A 21,471-nucleotide genomic window follows, 5' to 3' on the forward strand; every position below is an offset into this window, starting at 1 on the left:
GTCAGGCAAATAATAAGGACAACAAATGCAATCCAAACCTTCAAATAAAAATGGAGCTCAGTTGATCGCTCAACAGCTAGAGTCTCTCGGCATTAAGTACATTTTCGGTATTCCCGGTGCAAAAATCGATCGACTGTTCGATGCGATTGAAGACACTAACATCCAAATGATTCCGGTACGCCACGAAGCTAACGGCGCATTTATGGCGGGCGTTATGGGAAGACTAACCGGCAAAGCAGGCGTCACAATGGTTACGTCAGGCCCTGGCTGTGGAAATCTAGTTACGGGGGTGGCAACAGCAAACTCCGAAGGCGATCCGCTGATTGCTATCGGTGGTGCGGTGAAACGAACTGACCAGCAAAAACAAACACACCAGAGCATGGATACCGTCAGTATTTTTCGCTCTATAACCAAGTTCAGTGCTGAAGTGCAGCATGTGGACGCCGCAAGCGAGATCATGGCGAACGCGTTTCGTATCGCAGAGTCAGGTCGTCCTGGGGCTTGCTTTTTGAGTCTCCCCCAAGATGTTTTATCCGAGCAAACCCAAACGGACATTATTGTCCCCTCGCCTTACACACAGCCTGGTTGCGCAGACATCGCAGCAATCGAAGAAGCGGTCAGTCGAATCAGTAAAGCAAAGCGCTGTGTGGTTTTACTTGGCCTTCACGCGAGCCGCAGTCAAAACGCTGCTGCTATAACTCGGTTTCTTCAAAATACGCAGCTACCCGTTGTCGGCACTTACCAGGCCGCCGGCACGGTAGACATCAATTACTATCACCACTTTGCTGGGCGTGTCGGTTTATTTAACAACCAACCTGGCGATGTTTTACTGCGGGACGCCGATTTAATTCTCACCATCGGCTTTAGCCCAATAGAGTATGACCCTGAGCTCTGGAACAGCCACCGCAACCCAGTGATTCACCTCGATATTGAACCAGCAGAATACCAACTTAATTATCAACCTTGTGTTGAAATCGTCGGAAACATTGCGCAGTCATTAGACAAGATGGGCAGCTATATCTCTGAATATGCTCGCCTTTCCCCAACGGCACTTTCAGTACTGGAAGAGGTAGCACTGCAACGGCAAGTGATCAAGACCTATCCCAATGTCTATAACAAGCAAGGATTTCATCCACTGGCACTAATAAAAGCTATGCAATCTATCATCACACCGGATACCACGCTATGCCTTGATATGGGGAGCTTCCACATCTGGATCGCTCGTTACTTGAGCTGTTTTCGAGCTCGCCAAATGCTGGTGTCTAACGGCCAACAAACAATGGGCGTTGCACTCCCATGGGCCATTGGTGCCAGCCTACTAAAACCTGGTAGCAAAGTGGTATCGATATCAGGAGACGGCGGTTTTATGCAATCGAGCATGGAGTTAGAAACCGCGGTTAGACTGAACTGCAATATCCTCCATATTGTGTGGGTTGATAACGCCTACAACATGGTAGAAATGCAAGAGGTCAACAAATATCAGCGCTGCTCTGGTGTGAAATTTGGACCAATTGATTTCAAGGCCTACGCCGAATCATTTGGCGCGAAAGGCTTCGCAGTGACTAGTCAACACGAATTACTACCGACATTGAATAAAGCCATGGATGTTGAAGGACCAGCAGTGGTGGCTATTCCCGTAGATTACAGCGACAACGACAAACTGATGTTGCCGCGCACAGAGAAAAATCAAGATCCCGTTTTTGTAAGTTTCAAAGGAGAAATCGCATGAGAGGATTAAAAAATAAAGTCGCACTCGTGACTGGCTCTGCCAATGGCATTGGTTTGGCCATCGCAAAACGTTTGTATGAAGAAGGCGCAAACGTCGCTCTTGCCGATTGGAATGAAGAGCAGTTGGCAAACGCCGTTGAGGGCTTTGATAAACAGCGTGTGTCTGCGCATTCTATTGATGTTTCTGACCCAGAAAAAGTCGCAGCACTGATTTCTGATGTTGTTACCCGTTTCGGTAAACTGGATATTTTAGTAAACAATGCTGGCGTACATGTCCCTGGTTCCGTGATTGAAGGTAGCGTGGAAGACTGGAAGAAAATCTCTGGTGTAAACATTGATGGTGTTGTTTATTGCGCGAAGTTTGCGTTACCTGAACTCTTGAAAACGAAAGGTTGTATGGTAAATACCGCGTCCGTTTCCGGTTTGGGTGGTGACTGGGGTGCCGCATTCTATTGCGCGAGTAAAGGCGCAGTGGTGAACCTTACCCGAGCGATGGCATTGGACCATGGTGCGGACGGGGTAAGAATTAACGCCGTATGCCCAAGCTTAGTAAAAACCAACATGACAAACGGCTGGCCGCAGGGCATCCGCGATAAATTCAATGAGCGCATTGCGCTCGGCCGAGCCGCCGAACCTGAAGAAATTGCGTCCGTCGTGACTTTCTTGGCAAGTGATGACGCATCTTTCATTAATGGCGTAAACCTACCTGTAGACGGCGGTGCCACCGCATCAGATGGTCAACCTAAAATAGTATAAGCATGAAATAGACAGATCAGTGAGAGACGTTCTACTACCTTTCGGATCGATGCTGATCTGTCGCTTTACGCTCTGAGCACACAACCCGTGCCAGCAATAAACTCAACCACTCGACCGCTGTTAGAGATATCTCAACAACTTAAACCAGCAACGAGAAATTAATGTTTCACACAAACCGACAAACTATGTGAGCATTCCATCAGGCATAGAGTGAAGACTTATGTATCAGCGATTCACAAAGAACCAGACAGTTTCCGCGAATACTTTCTAAAGAAGTCTCAGTGACGACTAACGTTTCTGCCACACCATCCATTGCTCTCTGCCTTTAAAAACCTCAACACTGTTTGCCACCACTGAGGACTTCACAAGTTCAAACGTGGGCTCTAGAAAAGCTGCCAACTCCCCACTTCGCAAACAAAATGGAGGGAAGCGAGAGTGGTAATCATCATCTATAACGAAATAACCAATTAACAAACCGTCTCTTGGCAGCAATTTATCCACCATAGCAAAGTATTCTGACCACATGTCTCTCGGTAGTGCTGCGAGAAAGGCCCGCTCGTAAATGACATCAAACGAGTGAGAAAAATCGGCATTAAATACATCACCCAATACGACTTTATCTTTGTAGTTACCTAACGTTGATTGCGCCATTTTTACCGCTTCTTGGCTGTAATCCATCGCGATCACGTCATGCCCATATTGAATAAAAGTGCTCAGTTCATAAGCGGCACCACACCCAGGAATAAACACTGACTGGCCTACATGAAGTGAATTGTCGAGATAGTCCTTGAGTTCTTGAGGTGTCGATTGGGCATCCCAAGGCATAGTGCCTCGGATAAACAAATCATCCCAGAATTGTGTGTTAATCATTGGTGCCTGTTTCATTTACCCGCTCCCTGATTGCGGTAGTAAAAAATAAAGGGATACGCAGCGCAATGTGGTATCCCTTTTCTAGCCTTTTGTCTGACGTTGTTAGTTTTTTATGACAACCACTTTCTACTGCACTTATGCCACCAATGAGTTAACTGCGAAGATCATTGATTAACGGCTGCTCCGCTTGGTTCGGTACAAACTGGACATTGCCTTTCAGTTTAGTGACAGACTGGAGTGTTGCTTGAATGTCCTCTGCTGATACATGCACATCATGACAACAGAAAGTAATGGCATCGTTGAAGCCATCGCGCTCAATTTTCAAGGAGCCTTTAATATCGTGGCGACGACAGACTTCTTGGATCTGATGCGGATAAACAAACAGCCCTTTTACTTTCACCGCGGAGTCTGCTCGTCCCATCCAGCCCTTAATTCGTGCATTCGTGCGTGAAGAATCAGAACTTGTCTCTAGGTATGCCGATAAATCTCCCGTTGCGTAGCGAATCAGCGGGAACTTCTCATCGAGCGACGTTACAACGACTTCACCGACTTCTCCCGGTTGTACAGGAACACCATCAGGATCAACGATTTCAACAATAATATCTTCGGCAATCACTAATCCTTGTTCACCAGACACTTGATAAGCAATCAAACCAAGCTCTGCACTTGCGTAGGCTTGAAAGACTGCAATGCCTTTTTCCTCAAACATCTGTTCCATGTCTGCTGTAACCGCTTCACCAGAGACCAGAGCTTTCTCAAAGCTAGGCAGCTCATTGTATTTCTCTTGATACTTTTGTAGCAACGTCAGCAAATACGAAGGTGTACCAGTGTAACCATTAGGTTGAAGCTGTTTAATTGCCTCTATTTGCGCTTCGGTATTGCCTACTCCAGCCGGAAATACCGCACAGCCACAAGCCCTTGCGCCACCATCCATAATAAATCCGCCAGGAGAGAAATGGTAAGAGAGCGTGTTATGCACTAAATCACCCGCACAGAACCCAGCAGCGTGAAACGCGCGCCCCATACGCCAGAAATCGGCCTCATCCGTTTGAGCCTCATACAACGGCCCAGGAGATTGGAATACGCGCGCCATTTGACCAATGGCAACGCTATTTAAGCCACCAAACGGCGGTTTAAGTTGCTGCTGATTAGGTACATTGAACTTACGTGTAATCGGGAACTGAGCAAGCCCTTCACGATTGTTTGCCAATGTAGGATCTAACTCAGAAAAATGCGCTGCGTAATGTTCGCTATTGGCTTTCGAATTCTCAATCAGTGCTGGCAAACGTTGAAACAGCGACTCTTCTCGCGCCTGTAGAGACAACGATTCTTTCGCATCAAATAGTTCGTTCATCCTTGCTCCTTACAACCAACGCTTACGACGTTTGTAAGATTTCAGATTCTTAAAGCTCTTGCGATCTTCATCGCCGCCGCCAAGGTAGAATTCTTTTACGTCTTCATTGTTTAGCAATTCGTGCTTGCTGCCATCTAGTACGATTTTGCCTGATTCCATGATGTAACCGTAATCGGCCGCTTGAAGAGCGAAGTTGGCATTCTGTTCAACCAAAAGCATGGTAATACCTTGCTCTTTGTTGATCTTGTTAATAATGCTGAATACTTCTTTAACTAGCAGTGGAGAAAGCCCCATAGACGGTTCGTCCAACAAAATCATCTTCGGTCGAGCCATTAACGCTCGGCCAATCGCTAACATTTGTTGCTCACCGCCAGACAAATAGCCCGCCAGGCCAGTGCGCTCTTTGAGTCGCGGGAAATAGTCAAACACCATTTCGATGTCTTGTTCAACTTCGTTGTCAGAGCGTGTATAAGCGCCTAAGCGAAGATTTTCTATTACCGTCATATCTTCAACAATTCGGCGCCCTTCCATAACTTGGAAGATGCCCGAACGGACGATCTCTTCCGGGCTTTTGTTGTCTATACGCTCGCCCATGAAGTTGATTTCGCCGCGCGTCACTTCACCATCTTCGGTTTTCAATAAACCAGAAATGGCTTTCAACGTTGTGGATTTACCCGCACCGTTGGCGCCCAGTAAGGTCACAATCTGCCCTTTTGGAACTTCTAAACTCACACCGCGAAGTACTAGTATTACTTCGTCGTAGACGACTTCAATGTTGTTCACTGAAAGCAGTATTTCTGCCGGTTCGATATTCGTTGCTAATTCAGCCATCAAGCTACTCCTTGCTAGGGTGAGAGTGTTCTCTCACCCATCCTTATTTTCAGTAAGCTTTGTTATTAATAAGTCGTAGATTAGTAACCTAGCCAATCGTCACGACGTGACAATGTCACCTGAGATACTTTCTTAATATCAACTGCGCCGCCATCGTTGTTGCCCATAAAGACGTTCACGGTTGTTGTGCCTCGGTGATCTTCCGGTTTCCAGTTCGCAGGGACACAAACACCTTCTAAGCCTTGTGGTACCCAGTTGTCATGGACATACATGCCCTTCTTGATGTTTTCACCTGTGATGCCACCGTTGTCTTTCGCCCACTCCATTGCTTCTTTCATATAGAACGCAGAACAAATACCGCGAATGTAATGGTGAGTTCTGAATTCGCCCGGCTCTGATTCAGACTGCTTAGAAATCTCACGAACCAGCTTCATGCCTTCGTTATCGTCTCCCCAAAACGCCGTCATACCTGGGAAAACGTAATCTTTAAGGCCATCGCCTGCTGCTTCAAGCACTGGCTTGTCGCCGCCCCAAATGTTTGCCATGTACTGGAACTCTGTCCCAACCGTGTTACAAGACTTCACTAGTGAGATAACCGAGCTACCGATATTGGCAATGTAACCGTAGTTGGTGCCTGACTCTTTCAGCGACAAACATTGCGCTTTGAAGTCCCCTGGTTTTAGTGACACAACGACTGGGTTTTGCACATCAAAACCAAGCTCTTTGGCGTACTCTGCACACGCTTCTTTTGGCGCATTCGGGAATGGATGGTTATCGCCAATGTGCGTAAATTTCGGCGCACCTTGATTGCCCTTAGATTCCCAATCTTCTTTCGCCCACTTAACTAGCGCACGGCACGCATCTGAGTACGACGCACCATAAAAGAAATTATAAGGCGCTGGTTTCGCGGTTTTTGGGTTTTTGCCAGTTGGGTCAGTTAAGTGACCAGAATAAGAAGCAGAGAACACCGGCACTTTGTCTTTGGTAACAAACGAAATAAGTGCTTCGGTATCCGCCGTACCCCAACCTTGCAGCGCAACCATGTCTTTACGCGCCACCCAACGTTTATAGTTGGAAATCGCCACTGGTACTTTGTACGCCATGTCTACTGTTTCAAATTCGAGCTCGGTACCGTTAATGCCACCGTTTTGGTTAATCCAACGCAATGCGTCTCGCACGCCAGAACCATAGGGCTTGCTCACATAGGCAGTTGGTCCAGAAAAATCGACTAATTGCCCGACAAACACAGAATCTTTTGCCCAAGTTGTGGTAGTAAACAGTGCAGATGACAGCACCAACGTTGTCGCTAAATGTCCTTTGTTCATAACTCGTTGTCCTTGTTATTGAGGTATATTCCACTTAATTCCACGTTAATATGAGAACGGATAGTGTTTCCAATATGCTCGAATCTGTTGCCAGCGATGCGATAATCCTTGAGGTTCGAAAATAAGGAACAGCATGATGACTAGACCAATCGCCATCTCTTTGAAGTAAGCCAGACCATCAGTGAAAGCGGTGGTATCACCAAACGCTGAAAGCCCCGTTACGCCAAACTCTAAAACTTCAGGCAGCAGTACGATAAATATCGTCCCCATCAGCGTACCTTTAACTGAGCCTAAGCCACCAATGATGATCATTGCCAAAAACTGGATAGACATCATGATGGTGAAACCTTCTGCTGATACAAACCCTAGATAATGTCCGTAGAGTGCGCCCCCGATGCCTGCATAGAATGCACACACTCCAAATGAGAGCAGACGATACTTGGTTAGGTTGATTCCCATGATCTCTGCTGACAGATAGTGATCTCGTACTGAGACAAACGCGCGACCGTCACGAGAACGGATTAAGTTTGATGCCCACATATACATGAAAATCAGCGCAAACAGAGCGATGTAGAAGAAGCTTTCGTCAGTCGTAAACTCAAAGCCAAACAAATTAATTGGGTTCGCGCTTGCACCATATGAGCCGCCACTGAACCAATCTGCGCGAGCAAAGAAGTCCTCTAGAATAAACTGCGCCGCCAACGTTGCGATAGCTAGATATAAACCTTTAATTCGAGCCGCTGGCAGACCAAACAGCATCCCCACAATCATGGTTAAGTAACCCGCAAGCGGAATCGCAAACACGACTGGAATGTTAAACTGGTTATTTAGCCAAGCCGATGCAAAGGCGCCAAAGCCAAAGAACGCACCGTGACCTAGCGAGATTTGTCCGGTAAAACCAACCAAAATGTTTAAGCCCAATGCCGCGATACCGAGGTATGCAATCTGAATAAACAGGTTTAGGAAGTAAATATCCAAGACCAGCGGTGCTGCCAGCATGGCGATGACACCAGCAATCGCAAGGCTTCTGATGGTTTTGGTTTCAAAAATTGGCGTATCGCTTTTGTATGTGGTTCGAAAATCCCCACATGGGCGCATGCTAAGTTGAGCCATGTTATTTCTCCTTAAATACGCTCAATATCTTTGGTACCAAACAGGCCATATGGCTTGAAGGCAAGAATGATTAACAGCACATAGAATGGTGCGATGTTGTATAAGTTACCCACTTGCAGGTATTGGCTATCAAAAAACTCAGCCAAGTTTTCTAGCACCCCGATGGTAATACCACCGACAATTGCGCCGACTACCGAATCTAAGCCACCTAAAATAACGGCTGGGAAAACTTTGATACCAATAATGGATAGCGCGTCAGATACGCCGTTAACGATACCGATAACAATCCCTGCTGTTGCAGATACCATTGCCGAAATGGCCCAACTGATGGCGAACACTTTCTTGATGGAAATGCCAAGACTCTGGGCTACTTGCTGGTTGAATGCCGTTGCGCGCATTGCCAGACCCATTTTGCTGAATTTGAAGAACCAGTAGAACGCGCCCATGATGAGCATTGAGAAGATCAAGCTCAGAATGTAAGCAAACTCAACATTCAAACCTCCGATATTCACAACGTTGGTTTCGAACACTTGCGGGTACGACACAGCCGAGACGCCGAATATCCACTTCATCAGCGCTTGGAAAAACATCGATAGACCAATGGTCACCATGATCACAGAGATAATCGGTTCACCAATCAACGGTCTGAGCACAATGGTTTGCACGGCGATACCAAAAATCATCATGAACGCGAGCGTGAGTAAAAAGCCGATAAAAAACGGTAACTGTAGGTGTACCAATGCCGCCCAACATACCCATGCGCCAATCAACAAGAACTCCCCCTGAGCAAAGTTGACCACCTGGGTCGATTTGTAGATCAATACAAAGCACATGGCGACAACGCCATACAACATGCCAACGATCACGCCATTAATGACGAGTTGCAGTAATAAATCCGTATTCACTATGCGATCCTCCGTTGTTCGCTATCCACTAGTGTTGGCTCATGCTCAATAAGCGTTTCAATAACTAGCGACGTTTGAATGCGTGTTTTAGTGCCATCTTGATAAGTGATCACTGTATCGACATCGACTTTTGGATCGTCGCTGTAGATGGTTTCGATGATGTCTCCGTATTTCTCTGCAACCACACCACGACGCACTTTACGCGTACGAGTTAACTCGCCATCGTCGGCATCCAGCTCTTTGTAAAGTAGAATGAATTTGCTGATCTTCTGTGCATCCGGTAGGGATTCGTTCACTTTTTGAACTTCTTCACGAATCGCTTGGTACACTTCTGGTTGAGCAGATAAGTTGGTGTAGTTGGTAAATGCCAAGCCGCGTTGCTCTGCCCACTTCGCGACGATCGCATAGCGAATACAGATGATGGCAGACAGCCAAGGTCGACCTTTACCTACCACCACGGCTTCTGCAATAAACGGCGAGAACTTGAGTTTGTTTTCAATGAACTGCGGAGAGTAGCGGTCGCCGTGGCTGGTTTCCGACATATCTTTCAGACGATCAATCACCACCAAGTGACCGGAATCTTTAAAATAGCCCGCATCGCCTGTGTGCATCCAACCATCTTGAACATCTTCATCATATGCTGCTTGGTTGTTTAAGTAGCCAGTAAACATACCTGTACTTTTCGCGATGATTTCACCAACGCCATTGCTGTCCGGGTTGATGACTTTCACTTCTGCATTATCAAACGCAACACCAACGGAATCGTAATCCACATCGTCCGCTTGGTGCACAGTGTATGCGCCACACATTTCGGTCTGACCATAAAGCTGCTTAAGTGGCACACCAATAGCTTGTAGGTAACGGAAAGTGTCAGGCCCCATCGCCGCGCCGCCCGTTGCAGCAGATGTTAGGTTCGAAAAGCCTAAACGGTCTCGCAAAGCACGCAAAAGAATCCATTCGGCGAGTTTAGAACGTTTGCCCTGCTCTAACGCTTTGTTGGCTAAGCTCATGCCCAGTTTGTACATCTTTTGCTTAAACGGTGTCGAATCCATCATTCGTGCAGACACGTCTGCCACAATGTTTTCCCACACTCGCGGCGCTAACAGCACAAAGTTTGGACCGATTTCACGCAAGTCGGACATCATGGTTTCTTGTTCTTCCACAAAGTTAACGATTTGACGAGAAATCAACGCCTGACCAACCACATAAACCTGCTCCATAATCCAAGGCAAAGGCAGAACAGAAACGTAGTTGTCGCCTGGGGAACGAGGGTCTGCACGCAAGTAAGCCGCACAGTGATCCAAGAACGTGCCACTGTGTAGCTGAGCCAATTTTGGTTTAGAAGTCGTACCCGACGTTGTACAAAGAATTGAAAGATCGCTGCCTTTGGTTTCAACAACCATATTGAGATATTTGTCTGGGTCCGCTTTATCAATCAGCTGACCTTTTTTGTAGACCTGTTCAACATCAATCAATCTTGGATCATCGTATTTACGCATTCCACGAGGATCGCAGTAAATAATGTATTCAACGCTAGGAATTTCATCACCAAGCTCAAGCAGCTTGTCGCATTGCTCTTCATCTTCGGCAATCACGACTTTTGCTTTGGCATAGTTGATAAGGTACGCCACCTCTTCGTGCATAGAATCTTGATAGATGCCCAGCGAGAAACCTTTGATCGCATGTGCCGCTAACTCGCCCCATACCCATTCCGGGCGGTTATCACCTAGCAAACCAACGACATCTTGCTCACCAATACCCAAATCTTGTAGTGCCAATGCCATCCACTTGACGCGGTTTTCATAATCCTTCCAAGTGAACTCTCGCCAAATACCAAACTCCTTTTCACGCATTGCGACTTGTTCGGGCCAGTTCTTGGCATTGTGTTGCAACACTTTTGGAAAGGTATCTAAGCGGGTTATATCTGCCCAATCATTATGTTGCTGTGCCATTATGCACTCTCCTCTAATGTCGGTAGCTCTTCGCCTAAGTACGCTTGTTTCACATGTGGGTTGGCCATCACTTCTTCAGGCTCACCTGTAGCAATGTGTTTCCCGAAATCCAAAACCAAAACGCGATTAGAGATGTCCATGACCACGCCCATGTCGTGCTCAATCATGATGATCGTGATATCTAATTCTTCATTCAGATCCATGATGTAACGTGCCATGTCTTCCTTTTCTTCCAAGTTCATACCTGCCATTGGTTCATCAAGCAGCAGTAACTTAGGTTTTAAGGCAATGGCACGAGCAAGCTCTACACGCTTACGTAAGCCGTAGGATAGCGTGCCTGCAGTCGCTTTTCGGATGTGCTGGATTTCTAGAAAATCGATCACGTCTTCCACATATTTGCGGTGCGCCATCTCCTCTTTCTGAGCATTGGAGAACCAATAGAGTGGCCCCGTGACGAAGTTGTTTTTCAGTAGGTGGTGTCGGCCAACCATGATGTTGTCCAGTACCGACATATGAGAAAAGAGCGCTAAGTTTTGGAAGGTTCTTCCCAGCCCTAACTCAGCTCGTTGGCTAGGTGTCCGTTTAGTTACATCATCTCCAGCGAAGATTACAGAGCCTTTGTTTGGTGTGTATCGACCAGAGATGCAATTGAGCATTGAGGTTTTACCTGCACCGTTTGGACCAATGATTGAAAAGATTTCCTTTTCATTCACATGGAAGCTCACGTCAGTTAAAGCTTTCACCCCACCAAAAGCCAATGAAATATCGTTTACCTGCAACAGAGGCGATTCCGATACCATAGTTGATCTCCCTTTCGTTATTTAAGTGCGTTCCATTGAGCACTATTTGATCAAACCTAACTTTGATACTGGTAACCGCTTTTACACCTATGCATCAACTTTGTATTCAGTTTACGTAAACGTCAATTTAAAATCAGAATAGTGCCTGAAAGATTAAGTTGCAATCGAGTTCATCGAGAAAGATTTGAACTAACGCAAACTTTAAGTAAATAAATTGTTAATAAAAATTATTCTCAAACGCTTACATATTTGGATAGTTCGGACCACCACCACCTTCTGGTGGAGTCCAGGTAATATTTTGACTTGGATCTTTGATGTCGCAGGTCTTACAGTGGATACAGTTGGCCGCATTTATTTGAAGCTCTGGCTGCTGCTCCCCCTGTACGATTTCATACACGCCAGCCGGACAATAGCGCTGTGCTGGCTCTGCATATAATTCAAGGTTCTGCTCAATAGGAATCCGCTGGTTCTCCAGTCGTAAGTGGCATGGTTGATCTTCCTCATGGAAGATATTGGATAGATAAACAGAAGAGAGGCGATCGAAACTTAACACGCCATCAGGCTTCGGATAGACAATTTCATTGCTGTTTTCCGCCAATAACAGAGACTGATGATCAGGCTTATCACAGCGGATATGCCACTTAGCTTTGCCTTTTAATACGTTATGTTCCAGCAGCGCTAAACCACCGCCCAGCCACGATCCAAAGCGGTGAATACCACTTGAGAAGTTACGTGCTTGATAAAGCTCTTCATACAGCCAAGACTGTTTGAAATGCTTTTGATAATCAGCAGTAACTGACTGACTCTCAAGGGCTTCACATACTGCTTCAGCGGCAAGCATGCCAGATTTCATTGCGGTGTGTGTGCCTTTGATTTTAGCGCCGTTAAGTGTTCCTGCATCACAGCCAATTAACAAGCCACCAGCAAACTGCTGCGTGGGAAGCGAATGAAAGCCGCCCTTGGTGATCGCTCTCGCGCCATAGCTAATACGCTTCCCATTTTTGAGGTATTGCTCAATCAACGGGTGGTGTTTAAAACGTTGAAACTCATCAAATGGACTCAAGTGCGGATTCTTATAATTCAAGTCAACAATCAACCCGACGGCAACTTGGTTTCCCTCTAAATGGTAGAGATAACTGCCACCTGTAGCTTCATTTGATAACGGCCAACCTAATCCGTGCACTACTAAACCTTGCTGATGCTGCTCTGATGGGATTTCCCACAGCTCTTTAAAACCGATAGCGTAGTGTTGAGGCGTTTTCTCTTCAGCAAGATTAAATCGGTTAATCAACTGCTTACCAATATGCCCCCGTGCGCCTTCAGCAAATAAAGTAAACTTCGCTCGCAGTTCAATACCAGGTTCGAAATTTCCTTTTTGTTCACCATTTTTATCTAATCCCATATCGCCCGTGATCACGCCACAAACACGACTATCTTCATCGATGATCGCTTGACTGGCGGTAAAACCTGGGTAGATCTCCACCCCTAAGTTCTCAGCCTGCAACGCCACCCATCGGCATAGACTGCCCAAACTTATGATGTAATTACCTTTGTTATGTAACGTATTAGGCACCGCCCAAGAAGGCAGTTCATGACCATTGATTTCATTGCCTAGATAGTAGGTTTTATCTTGGTTTACTTTGGTATTGAGCGGAGCGCCTTTCTCTTCCCAGTCGGGAAAAAGCTCATCCAAACTCCGCGTTTCAAACACCGCACCCGATAAAATATGCGCTCCAACTTCAGAGCCTTTTTCTACCACGCAAACAGAGAGGTCTTGTTCTTTTTCTGCTGCTAATTGTTTGATTCGGCATGCCGCAGACAAGCCTGCGGGACCTGCGCCTACAATCAGAACATCAAATTCCATGCAGTCTCTTTCCATGATTGCATTCCTTTTTCTTTGCATGTTGCCAACTTGTTAATCAACAATATATTTAAAGTTGACGCAAACGTAAAGGTAAATTAACATCATTTTAAAGACGTCATCACATCGTCTTCACTGTAAACACATAGTCTTCACTGTAAAAGGAATCTAACGTGAAAATACTAGTGCCAATCAAAAGGGTCATTGATCCCTACGTTAAAGTTCGCGTGAAAGCGGACCATAGCGATGTTGAAACCAATAACGTCAAGATGACGATTAATCCATTTTGCGAAATAGCCGTTGAAGAAGCCGTACGACTAAAGGAGCAAGGTATTGCAGATGAAGTCATCGTTGTCAGTGCCGGCGGTAGCCAGTGTCAGGAGCAACTACGTACCGCGCTTGCATTAGGCGCCGATCGCGCTATTCATGTCGATACTGAAGACAAAATAGAGCCATTAGTTGTTGCTAAGCTGCTCAAAGCTCTAGTTGAGCAAGAACAAGCACAGCTTGTGATTACGGGTAAACAATCCATTGATACGGACAACAACCAAGTGGCTCAGATGCTGGCCGCCCTACTTGACTGGCCTCAAGCAACTTTCGCTTCCGACGTGAAGATTGAAGATCAAAAAGTTCAGGTCGTGAGAGAAGTGGACGGCGGCTTGATGACGGTCGCGATGAACTTACCTGCGGTGATCAGTACTGACTTACGCCTGAATGAACCGCGTTTTGCCTCTTTGCCTAATATCATGAAAGCTAAGCGCAAGCCGTTAGATACCATCACACCTGACAGTCTGGGTGTTGAAGTGGTATTTAGCCAAACCATTCAAGAAATTACACCGCCAGCGCAAAGAAAAGGTGGCATCAAGGTTGAATCTGTCTCAGAGCTTCTCGATAAGCTGCGTAACGAAGCGAAGGTGATTTCATGAAGAACTTAATCATAGCAGAGCATGACAATAACCAATTGCATGCGGACACACTCAAAGTGGTTAATGCAGCAAAACAAGTCAGCCAAGACAATGTTTTGATCGTAGTGGGCCACCAGTGTGAAGAAGTCGCTCAGCAAGCTTGTCGCGTTGATGGTATATCAAACGTAATTTGTGTCGATGATGAGCAACTTAAGCATCAATTTGCCGAGAGTATCGCACCTATTGTAGTGAGTATTGCTGAAGGTTTTGACGCAATCTGGGCTAGCTCATCATCAAAAGGGAAAGACCTTGCACCTCGAGTAGCAGCGAAGTTCGGCGTTGGGCAAATTTCCGATATTGTCCAAGTTATCGATGAAAACACTTTTATCCGCCCTATTTACGCAGGAAACGCATTTGCCAAAGTGACCACCAGCGACAAGGTTCGCGTCATCACCGTGCGCGCGTCTGCGTTTGAGCCGGTTACTTGTCACAACCAAGCTGATATTAAGCATCAGCAGGTCACTATCTCAGCTCCAATGGTTGAATTGGTTTCTGTCGATAAAACCGTGTCAGAACGTCCTGAATTAAGCGCGGCAGAGGTGGTTGTGTCAGGTGGACGCGGGGTCGGTAGCAAAGAGAACTTCGCGTTGATCGAACAAGTGGCCGATAAACTAGGTGCTGCCATTGGCGCTTCTCGCGCGGCGGTTGATGCCGGGTTTGTTGCCAACGACTTACAAGTGGGTCAAACCGGTAAAATCGTTGCACCTAAGCTTTATATAGCGGTTGGGATTTCCGGTGCCATCCAGCATCTTGCAGGAATGAAGGAATCCAAAGTGATTGTCGCGATCAACAAAGATCCAGAATCTCCTATCTTTGAAGTTGCCGACTATGGATTGGTTGGTGATTTATTTGAGGTACTACCTCAGCTTGCCGAACAACTTTAAACGATCAGATAAGGGGCGAACACTGCTATGTTCGCCCCTTTATTTTGTTTTTGGTCATATTCAAAAGAATTGAAATTAGAGGGACCTATGCCAAATTCTGCACCTATTTGGTCACCATCTGCTGAGCGCGTCAGCAATAGCAACTTATTACGGTTCATTGAAAAGGTTAATAAAGACAAAGCCGAAGGTGCCGTAATCAACAATTACACGTCTCTACACCAGTGGTCCATTGAGCACAATGATGAATTTTGGCGACATACTTGGCAGTTTTGCAACGTAATCGGAGATATGGGTTCACAAATCAAGAGCCTTGGCAGTCCCAAATGGACACTAACAGGTTCTAATCATCATCATGTAAATAGAGACACAGTATGGTTTGCTGACGCCACGCTGAACTACGCAGAGAACCTCCTATCTCAGGCTGAACAATCACCAGAGCGTGAGTTTATTGTTTTTAGCAATGAAAGCGGTGAACACCGACAACTCACCGGTAAACAGTTGCTTGAACAAGTTTCTGCCATTCAACAATGGCTACTCAATTGTGGTGTCGGTAAAGGCGATGTCGTTGCGGGTTATTTGCCCTACCTTCCTGAAACCGTTATTGCCATGCTGGCCACCACCAGTCTTGGTGCCATTTGGACTTCAACCTCTCCTGATTTTGGTATCGATAGCGTCGTAGAGCGTTTTGGTCAGGTCAAACCGAAAGTTCTTTTTTGCTGTGATGGCTACCAGTTCGGAGGCAAAGCTTTCGATATGACGGACAAGAACACCACTCTTAGTAGTAAGTTAAGCAGTGCCTCCGAAGAGACTACTATTAGCGTATGCCAAATCGAATATTTACAAAACGCTGAGAGTGCTAGCACTTCTGAGTTTGTTTCTTGGTCCGATATTACTCACCACTTTTCTCCACAATCAATTCAATATCAACCAACGCTGTTTAATGACCCGTTATTCATTTTGTATTCTTCTGGTACAACAGGTCAACCTAAGTGTATTGTCCATTCCGCAGGCGGTACCTTGCTCAATCACCTCAAAGAACATCAGCTGCATTGCGACATCAAATCGCAAGACAAGGTTTTCTACTACACAACATGTGGTTGGATGATGTGGAACTGGCATGTTTCCGCTCTTGCGAGTGGTGCAGCCTTAGTGATTTACGACGGTAGTCCGGTTTACCCTGATCACTCCATCTTATGGCAATTAGCAGAAGAACATAGCGTGTCGCTGTTTGGTACTTCAGCGAAATACTTAGAAGCACTGGAACAGGCAAACTGCTCTCCAAAACTAGAACATAACCTGAAGTCACTCAAAACTCTTTGCTCAACTGGTTCGGTGCTTTACCCAGAACAATTTAGTTATGTCTATCAGCACATCAAGCAGGACTTGCATCTCGCTTCTATCGCTGGCGGCACGGATATTTGCGGATGCTTTGTACTGGGAAACCCTATCTCACCAGTTTACAAAGGTGAATGCCAAGGCGCAGGGCTGGGAATCGACGTGCGTGTTTTGGACGACGAGGGAAAAACCATTACACAGCAACGCGGCGAACTAACTTGCAATAACTCACTACCTAACTTCCCTATTGGCTTCTGGCACGACAACGGCGAACGCTATCACAACGCTTATTGGAGCAAGTTTACCGATATCTGGCACCATGGCGACGATGTGATGCAAACCGAACATGGCGGCTTTATTTTTTATGGCCGTAGTGACGCAACCTTAAATCCAGGCGGCGTACGAATCGGTACCGCTGAAATCTACCAGCAAGTGAACGCGTTACCCGAGGTTGAAGACTCCATCGCTGTCGGCAAGTTAAACCAGCAGTCTGAAGAAATCTGGTTACTAGTAAAACTCGCTCACAACGTCGAGTTAACCCAACAACTCACCGATTCAATTCGCCAAACATTGAAAACAAAATGTTCACCGCGCCATGTCCCACGACAAATTTTTGCTATCAGTGATATTCCTAAAACGCGCTCAGGCAAATTGGTTGAGCTAGCAGTGAAACAATTGCTAAACGGACAAGCTGTAAAAAACATTGGTGCTATTGCTAACCCAGAAGTGCTGGAAGAAATTAAAACGCTTTTCAACATAGAAAGTGGCGCCACTGTCACTTAGAGACTCAACAAGTCTTCCAACAATACAGACGGGTATAACCTAACTGTATTTTTAGCTCGCTCGATAACTCCTCCCCACTTTCGTGGAAACTGTGCGAAATATGCTTCATGTACACAAAAAAGGTGAGATAATTCTATCTCACCTTTGAGCCATATGAGCGGGAGCATTAGTTGGGGGTTAAGCTTTTATCAGTTGGCTCATATCTTCGCGAACTTGTGGCACCGTTAAACCAACGATGATTTGAAGGCTCTCTTGATTTCTAACAATATTCACCGCTCCGTGCTGTGTGAAAAATGCGTTCTCCTTTACAAGAGAGACATCTTTAACTTTAACACGCAGACGCGTCGCGCAATTAGTTAACAAGTCAATGTTTTCTTTTCCACCCAAACCTTCAATAAAGGCACTAGCTTGTGACGGACTTGCGCTACTGTTATGGACCGCTTTCGCTTCTTTGTAGTCAGCTTTTGAATACAACTTACTATCTGCACCTTCACGTCCCGGAGTAAGTATGTTGTATTTTAAAATAAGCGCGCGAAACGTAACAAAGTAAACACCAGTAAACATGAGACCAATAATAATCTGAATCACGTATGTTCCTGCATGGTTACCAGCCAAAGGCAACCAGTTTTGGAAAATGAAGTCTATCAAGCCAGTCTGAAAGTTACCGGAAACACCAAACATAAAGGCGATCGTTGCCATTGTCGCAGATAACAACGCATGCAAAGCAAACAGCGCAGGTGCGATAAATAAGAATGTAAACTCTATTGGTTCGGTGATCCCTGTAAGAATTGCTGTGATTGCGGCTCCGAGCACTAACCCCATCACCATCTTTTTATTTTCTTTTTTCGCAACTGAATAGAGTGCTAGTGCGATACCCGTACAACCAAACACTTTACCCATTCCCGTCAACATCAAACCACCCTGAGGAAATTGTGTCGTTAAACTTTCCGAGCTCTGGGCGAATGTCTGTATATTTTGAATCCAATAGGAAACCGTTCCGCCATCGACTGCAACAGGCCCATAAAAAACGGGACCATATACGAAATGATGCAACCCCGTTGGTATCATGATTCGCTCTAAAAACGTAAATAGCCATACCCCTAACGATCCAGCAGAAACCAAAAATGATTGCAGATTGTTAATACCATGCTGAATACTTGGCCAAGTCAAACAAGTTAGAATTGCCATCACGACCATAATTGGGAAGCTAATGATCACAACCAATGGCGTTCCGCCAAATACAGCCGCCCAATCCGGTAGCTTTTTATCAAAGAATCGGTTGTGAACCCAAACAGAGAGACTTGCAATTAAAATCGCACCTAGCAAGTTGGTATCAAGCGTTAGAATGCCACCAACTTCAGTCAAACCTCGCTCACCTTCCGTATAGTTAACGCCCAGTTCTGGCCCCCAAAATTGAAGGATTCCACCAATAACGTAGTTATACGTAATGTAGGAAACAAGTGTTGCAAGTACAGCGCGACCAGATGCTTTTTTAGCTAAAGCGATAGGTAACCCAACCGCAAAAATAAGTGCCATATTTTTAAATACAGCGAGAGATGCCTGTAAAATGATCGTCGAAACTTTAACCCAAGCACTCCCCTCTAGTGCCCAAGGAAACACTTCTTGATTTAACAGCACAACAGAGAAACCCAATAACATGCCCGCTGCTGGAAATAATAGAACGGGTACAAACATCGCGGCCCCGAACCTTTGAATAATGTCTTTCATATAAACCTCTTGTTTCATTCACGGAGCCTACAAGTAGGCCCCGAACGTCCAGTTGTTATTGAAAAAATTGAGGAAGGTAGGCTTTATTTTCTTCTAGTAATTGTTTTGTTATTTCTTTAGCTTTTGGCACATTAACCACGGTACGGTTAAGTGTGAGTGCATTAATCAGCTTTTGCTGACTTCCTTCGTACCAAGCATCCACGACTAATTTCTCGTAACCAAGTTGGCTTTCAATCATGGCTTTTTGGAAGGTTGGGATTTTTCCTACAGTAAAAGCTTTCGGTCCATCACTAGTTAGCGCAGCTGGAACTTCTACCATGGCGTCATTTTGTAAATTTGTAATAGCACCATTATTCGGTACGATGACGAGATACACATCGCTCAAGTTGTAGGCTAGCGAAGCCGCGACTCTCACCATGTATCGACCATGGATATCGGCATGCAGTGTTTCGTGCTTCGTGGTGCCCGCTTCAATTATTCTTGCGTTCGATTCGAACACTCGTTTCTCACGGCCGTTAATTACCTGCCTTGCGCGAGTATTATTGATATCCTCTTTCGCCACCATTTTTTCAGGGTACAAATAGTATTGAAGATACGTATTCGGCAAAAACTCTGGATTATCAGCAAGCATTGTTCTCATGTTTTTGAATGTGGCTTGCCACGATGGGTCATCCGCTATTTCCGCATCAACCGCACTGATCCCTTCTTTTAGGATGATATTTTTAATTTTGTCCGTTAAGTCTTCACCCTGTTTGTTACGAATTTTGGTAAACCAGCCATAGTGATTAAGCCCAAAATATTCAGGAACGAAGTCCCAAATTTCACATCCTAACAATTGCGCATAGCTGACCATAATCGCTGCTGGCATATCACAGATATTTAGAATTCGCTTATCATGCGGAAATTCACGATTTAAAGCTTCAGCGACAATTGCCGCCGGGTTGGTGTAATTAAGAATCCACGCATCTGGACACGTTTGTCGGATCTCGTTCACTAGCTGGATCATGTCGCCGATAGAGCGAAGTCCATATGCCATTCCTCCCGCGCCACATGTCTCTTGCCCAACACAAGAGTTGGATAGCGGGATTTGTTCATCGCGCTCGCGCATGGCCAACCCACCAGTGCGGATCTGGATAAAGAAAAAGTCCGAATCTGCGAATGCGACAGATTTATCCGTTGTATAAACAAACTCTTCAACTTCTGGATAGTGTTCTCGCAATAGAATTTCAGTAGCTAATGCATTCGATTCTTGGCGTTTCTCATCTATGTCGTAAAACACGACTTTTGCGAGTGGAAAGTTATCTTTTTCGGCAATAAGGCTGTTCATCATACCAAGTGTGTATGTACTGCCAGCACCAACAATCGTTAATTTTTGACGTTTCATTTCGCTACCTCAAATGTTTATCCTGAAAATGTATAAAATAAGTATTAATACTTTTATGATACATTTAAAGTATAAGCACAAAGATACGAGATAAAAATCACACAAAGATCCTAAGGAAAAGTATTAACTACATCTCAGATCACATTCTTGCTATCATGATCCAAGACTTAGCGAGGTATTATGAAACCCAAATACATAGACATTGCGGAACGATTAGAAAAAAAGATCAAAGATGGGGAACTACAACCGAAATCGATGCTTCCAAAAGAGAGTGATTTGCAAGAAGAGTTTTCCGTAAGCCGCGTAACCATCAGAAAAAGCTTACAAATTCTGGTCGACAATAATTTAATTAGTCGGACAAGAGGTAGTGGAACTTATGTAAACGATCTAAAAGCCCAACATGATGCCTTACATTTGCTGGGTTTTATCGAGGAAGTCAGTAAACAGGGGAAAACGCCTAGCTCTCAAGTCATAAAGTTCGAACTTAAAAAGCCGAATGAGCAGGTTGCTAAGCAGTTAAATCTCTCGCCCAATGATGATACATATGAAATACATAGACTCAGATGTATTAATGATGAGCCTGAAATTTACGAAGTCACTCATATGCCAGCAATGTTATTTCCAGACTTGAGCATAGCCATAATGAATGGTTCTAAATATGAGTACATTGAAAATAGCAAAGGATTGAAAATTGCGAAAAGCAGTCAGTCTGTCAAACCGTACTTGTTAGATGCAGAGACGGCCTCATACCTGAATGAATCAGAAGCTTCCCCTATTCTAAAAGTTGAGTCCACTGGTTACCTAGAAGATGGTCGTGCATTTGAATATACCGTCAATTACTTCCGACTTCATCAATACAGCTTCGAGTTTATTTCAACTAGGGCGTAGTACTATTCG

The 21,471-nt window shown here is 45.3% G+C and carries 17 protein-coding genes; 6 read left to right on the top strand and 11 right to left on the bottom strand.

All coding sequences use genetic code 11. The features are described 5' to 3' along the window. The first annotated feature begins 25 nt into the window (after positions 1-25). Both alsS and L3V37_RS20730 read left to right on the top strand, forming a co-directional pair. Positions 26-1,729: an acetolactate synthase AlsS gene (gene alsS / locus L3V37_RS20725; RefSeq protein WP_237306979.1), complete on the top strand. Its 1,704-nt coding sequence runs from the start codon at positions 26-28 to the stop codon at positions 1,727-1,729. Further along, a complete protein-coding gene (locus L3V37_RS20730) occupies positions 1,726-2,484 on the top strand; it encodes an SDR family NAD(P)-dependent oxidoreductase (protein WP_237306981.1) in 759 nt (252 codons plus the stop codon). The genes alsS and L3V37_RS20730 overlap by 4 nt, the downstream gene beginning before the upstream one ends. A 288-nt stretch (positions 2,485-2,772) precedes the next feature. On the opposite strand, the gene L3V37_RS20735 is transcribed toward L3V37_RS20730, so the two are convergent. The 9 genes from L3V37_RS20735 to L3V37_RS20775 all read right to left on the bottom strand — a co-directional run bounded on the left by L3V37_RS20735 (position 2,773) and on the right by L3V37_RS20775 (position 13,513). Further along, entirely contained in the window at positions 2,773-3,369 is a 597-nt protein-coding gene (locus L3V37_RS20735; RefSeq protein WP_161446119.1) for a methyltransferase domain-containing protein, read from the bottom strand. A gap of 136 nt (positions 3,370-3,505) precedes the next feature. After that, entirely contained in the window at positions 3,506-4,708 is a 1,203-nt protein-coding gene (locus L3V37_RS20740) for a phenylacetate--CoA ligase family protein (RefSeq protein WP_033906431.1), read from the bottom strand. 9 nt (positions 4,709-4,717) lie between these two features. Continuing rightward, entirely contained in the window at positions 4,718-5,539 is an 822-nt protein-coding gene (locus L3V37_RS20745; RefSeq protein ID WP_017633695.1) for an ABC transporter ATP-binding protein, read from the bottom strand. Positions 5,540-5,619: 80 nt separating this feature from the next. Next, a complete protein-coding gene (locus tag L3V37_RS20750) occupies positions 5,620-6,864 on the bottom strand; it encodes an ABC transporter substrate-binding protein (RefSeq protein ID WP_033906430.1) in 1,245 nt (414 codons plus the stop codon). A gap of 45 nt (positions 6,865-6,909) precedes the next feature. After that, positions 6,910-7,977, bottom strand: coding sequence for a branched-chain amino acid ABC transporter permease (locus tag L3V37_RS20755; protein ID WP_005382737.1), 1,068 nt, complete (start codon positions 7,975-7,977; stop codon positions 6,910-6,912). A gap of 11 nt (positions 7,978-7,988) precedes the next feature. Then, on the bottom strand, positions 7,989-8,882 hold the full coding sequence (locus tag L3V37_RS20760; protein WP_005373295.1) for a branched-chain amino acid ABC transporter permease: 894 nt from the start codon (positions 8,880-8,882) through the stop codon (positions 7,989-7,991). Beyond that, positions 8,882-10,834, bottom strand: a complete 1,953-nt coding sequence (locus L3V37_RS20765; RefSeq protein WP_005382741.1) for a long-chain fatty acid--CoA ligase — start codon at positions 10,832-10,834, stop codon at positions 8,882-8,884. Before L3V37_RS20765 ends, L3V37_RS20760 begins: the two co-directional genes overlap by 1 nt. Next, a complete protein-coding gene (locus L3V37_RS20770) occupies positions 10,834-11,634 on the bottom strand; it encodes an ABC transporter ATP-binding protein (protein ID WP_005373297.1) in 801 nt (266 codons plus the stop codon). Before L3V37_RS20770 ends, L3V37_RS20765 begins: the two co-directional genes overlap by 1 nt. Before the next feature lie 241 nt (positions 11,635-11,875). Beyond that, on the bottom strand, positions 11,876-13,513 hold the full coding sequence (locus tag L3V37_RS20775) for an electron transfer flavoprotein-ubiquinone oxidoreductase (protein WP_237306983.1): 1,638 nt from the start codon (positions 13,511-13,513) through the stop codon (positions 11,876-11,878). Positions 13,514-13,668: 155 nt separating this feature from the next. Between L3V37_RS20775 and L3V37_RS20780 the strand changes: the two genes are divergently transcribed. The 3 genes from L3V37_RS20780 to L3V37_RS20790 all read left to right on the top strand — a co-directional run bounded on the left by L3V37_RS20780 (position 13,669) and on the right by L3V37_RS20790 (position 17,462). Beyond that, positions 13,669-14,421 carry an electron transfer flavoprotein subunit beta/FixA family protein gene (locus L3V37_RS20780; RefSeq protein WP_042523555.1) on the top strand — a complete coding sequence of 251 codons (753 nt, stop codon included), beginning with the start codon at positions 13,669-13,671 and terminating at the stop codon, positions 14,419-14,421. After that, the gene (locus tag L3V37_RS20785; protein WP_017820355.1) at positions 14,418-15,344 is read left to right on the top strand and encodes an electron transfer flavoprotein subunit alpha/FixB family protein; all 927 of its coding nucleotides are present in this window, start codon (positions 14,418-14,420) and stop codon (positions 15,342-15,344) included. Before L3V37_RS20780 ends, L3V37_RS20785 begins: the two co-directional genes overlap by 4 nt. An 87-nt stretch (positions 15,345-15,431) precedes the next feature. Continuing rightward, a complete protein-coding gene (locus tag L3V37_RS20790) occupies positions 15,432-17,462 on the top strand; it encodes an acetoacetate--CoA ligase (RefSeq protein ID WP_237306985.1) in 2,031 nt (676 codons plus the stop codon). 177 nt (positions 17,463-17,639) lie between these two features. Here the strand turns inward: L3V37_RS20790 and L3V37_RS20795 are convergent, their stop codons facing one another. Together L3V37_RS20795 and L3V37_RS20800 are read right to left on the bottom strand one after the other, a co-directional pair. Next, positions 17,640-19,190: an alpha-glucoside-specific PTS transporter subunit IIBC gene (locus L3V37_RS20795; protein WP_158155883.1), complete on the bottom strand. Its 1,551-nt coding sequence runs from the start codon at positions 19,188-19,190 to the stop codon at positions 17,640-17,642. Between the two features lie 55 nt (positions 19,191-19,245). Further along, positions 19,246-20,574, bottom strand: a complete 1,329-nt coding sequence (locus L3V37_RS20800) for a 6-phospho-alpha-glucosidase (protein WP_237306994.1) — start codon at positions 20,572-20,574, stop codon at positions 19,246-19,248. Positions 20,575-20,754: 180 nt separating this feature from the next. On the opposite strand from L3V37_RS20800, the gene L3V37_RS20805 reads away from it, so the two are divergent. Then, on the top strand, positions 20,755-21,462 hold the full coding sequence (locus tag L3V37_RS20805; RefSeq protein WP_054730587.1) for a GntR family transcriptional regulator: 708 nt from the start codon (positions 20,755-20,757) through the stop codon (positions 21,460-21,462). Positions 21,463-21,471: the final 9 nt, after the last annotated feature.

Origin of the sequence: Vibrio sp. D54 (assembly GCF_021728075.1) — a bacterium.
Taxonomy (GTDB): domain Bacteria; phylum Pseudomonadota; class Gammaproteobacteria; order Enterobacterales; family Vibrionaceae; genus Vibrio; species Vibrio alginolyticus.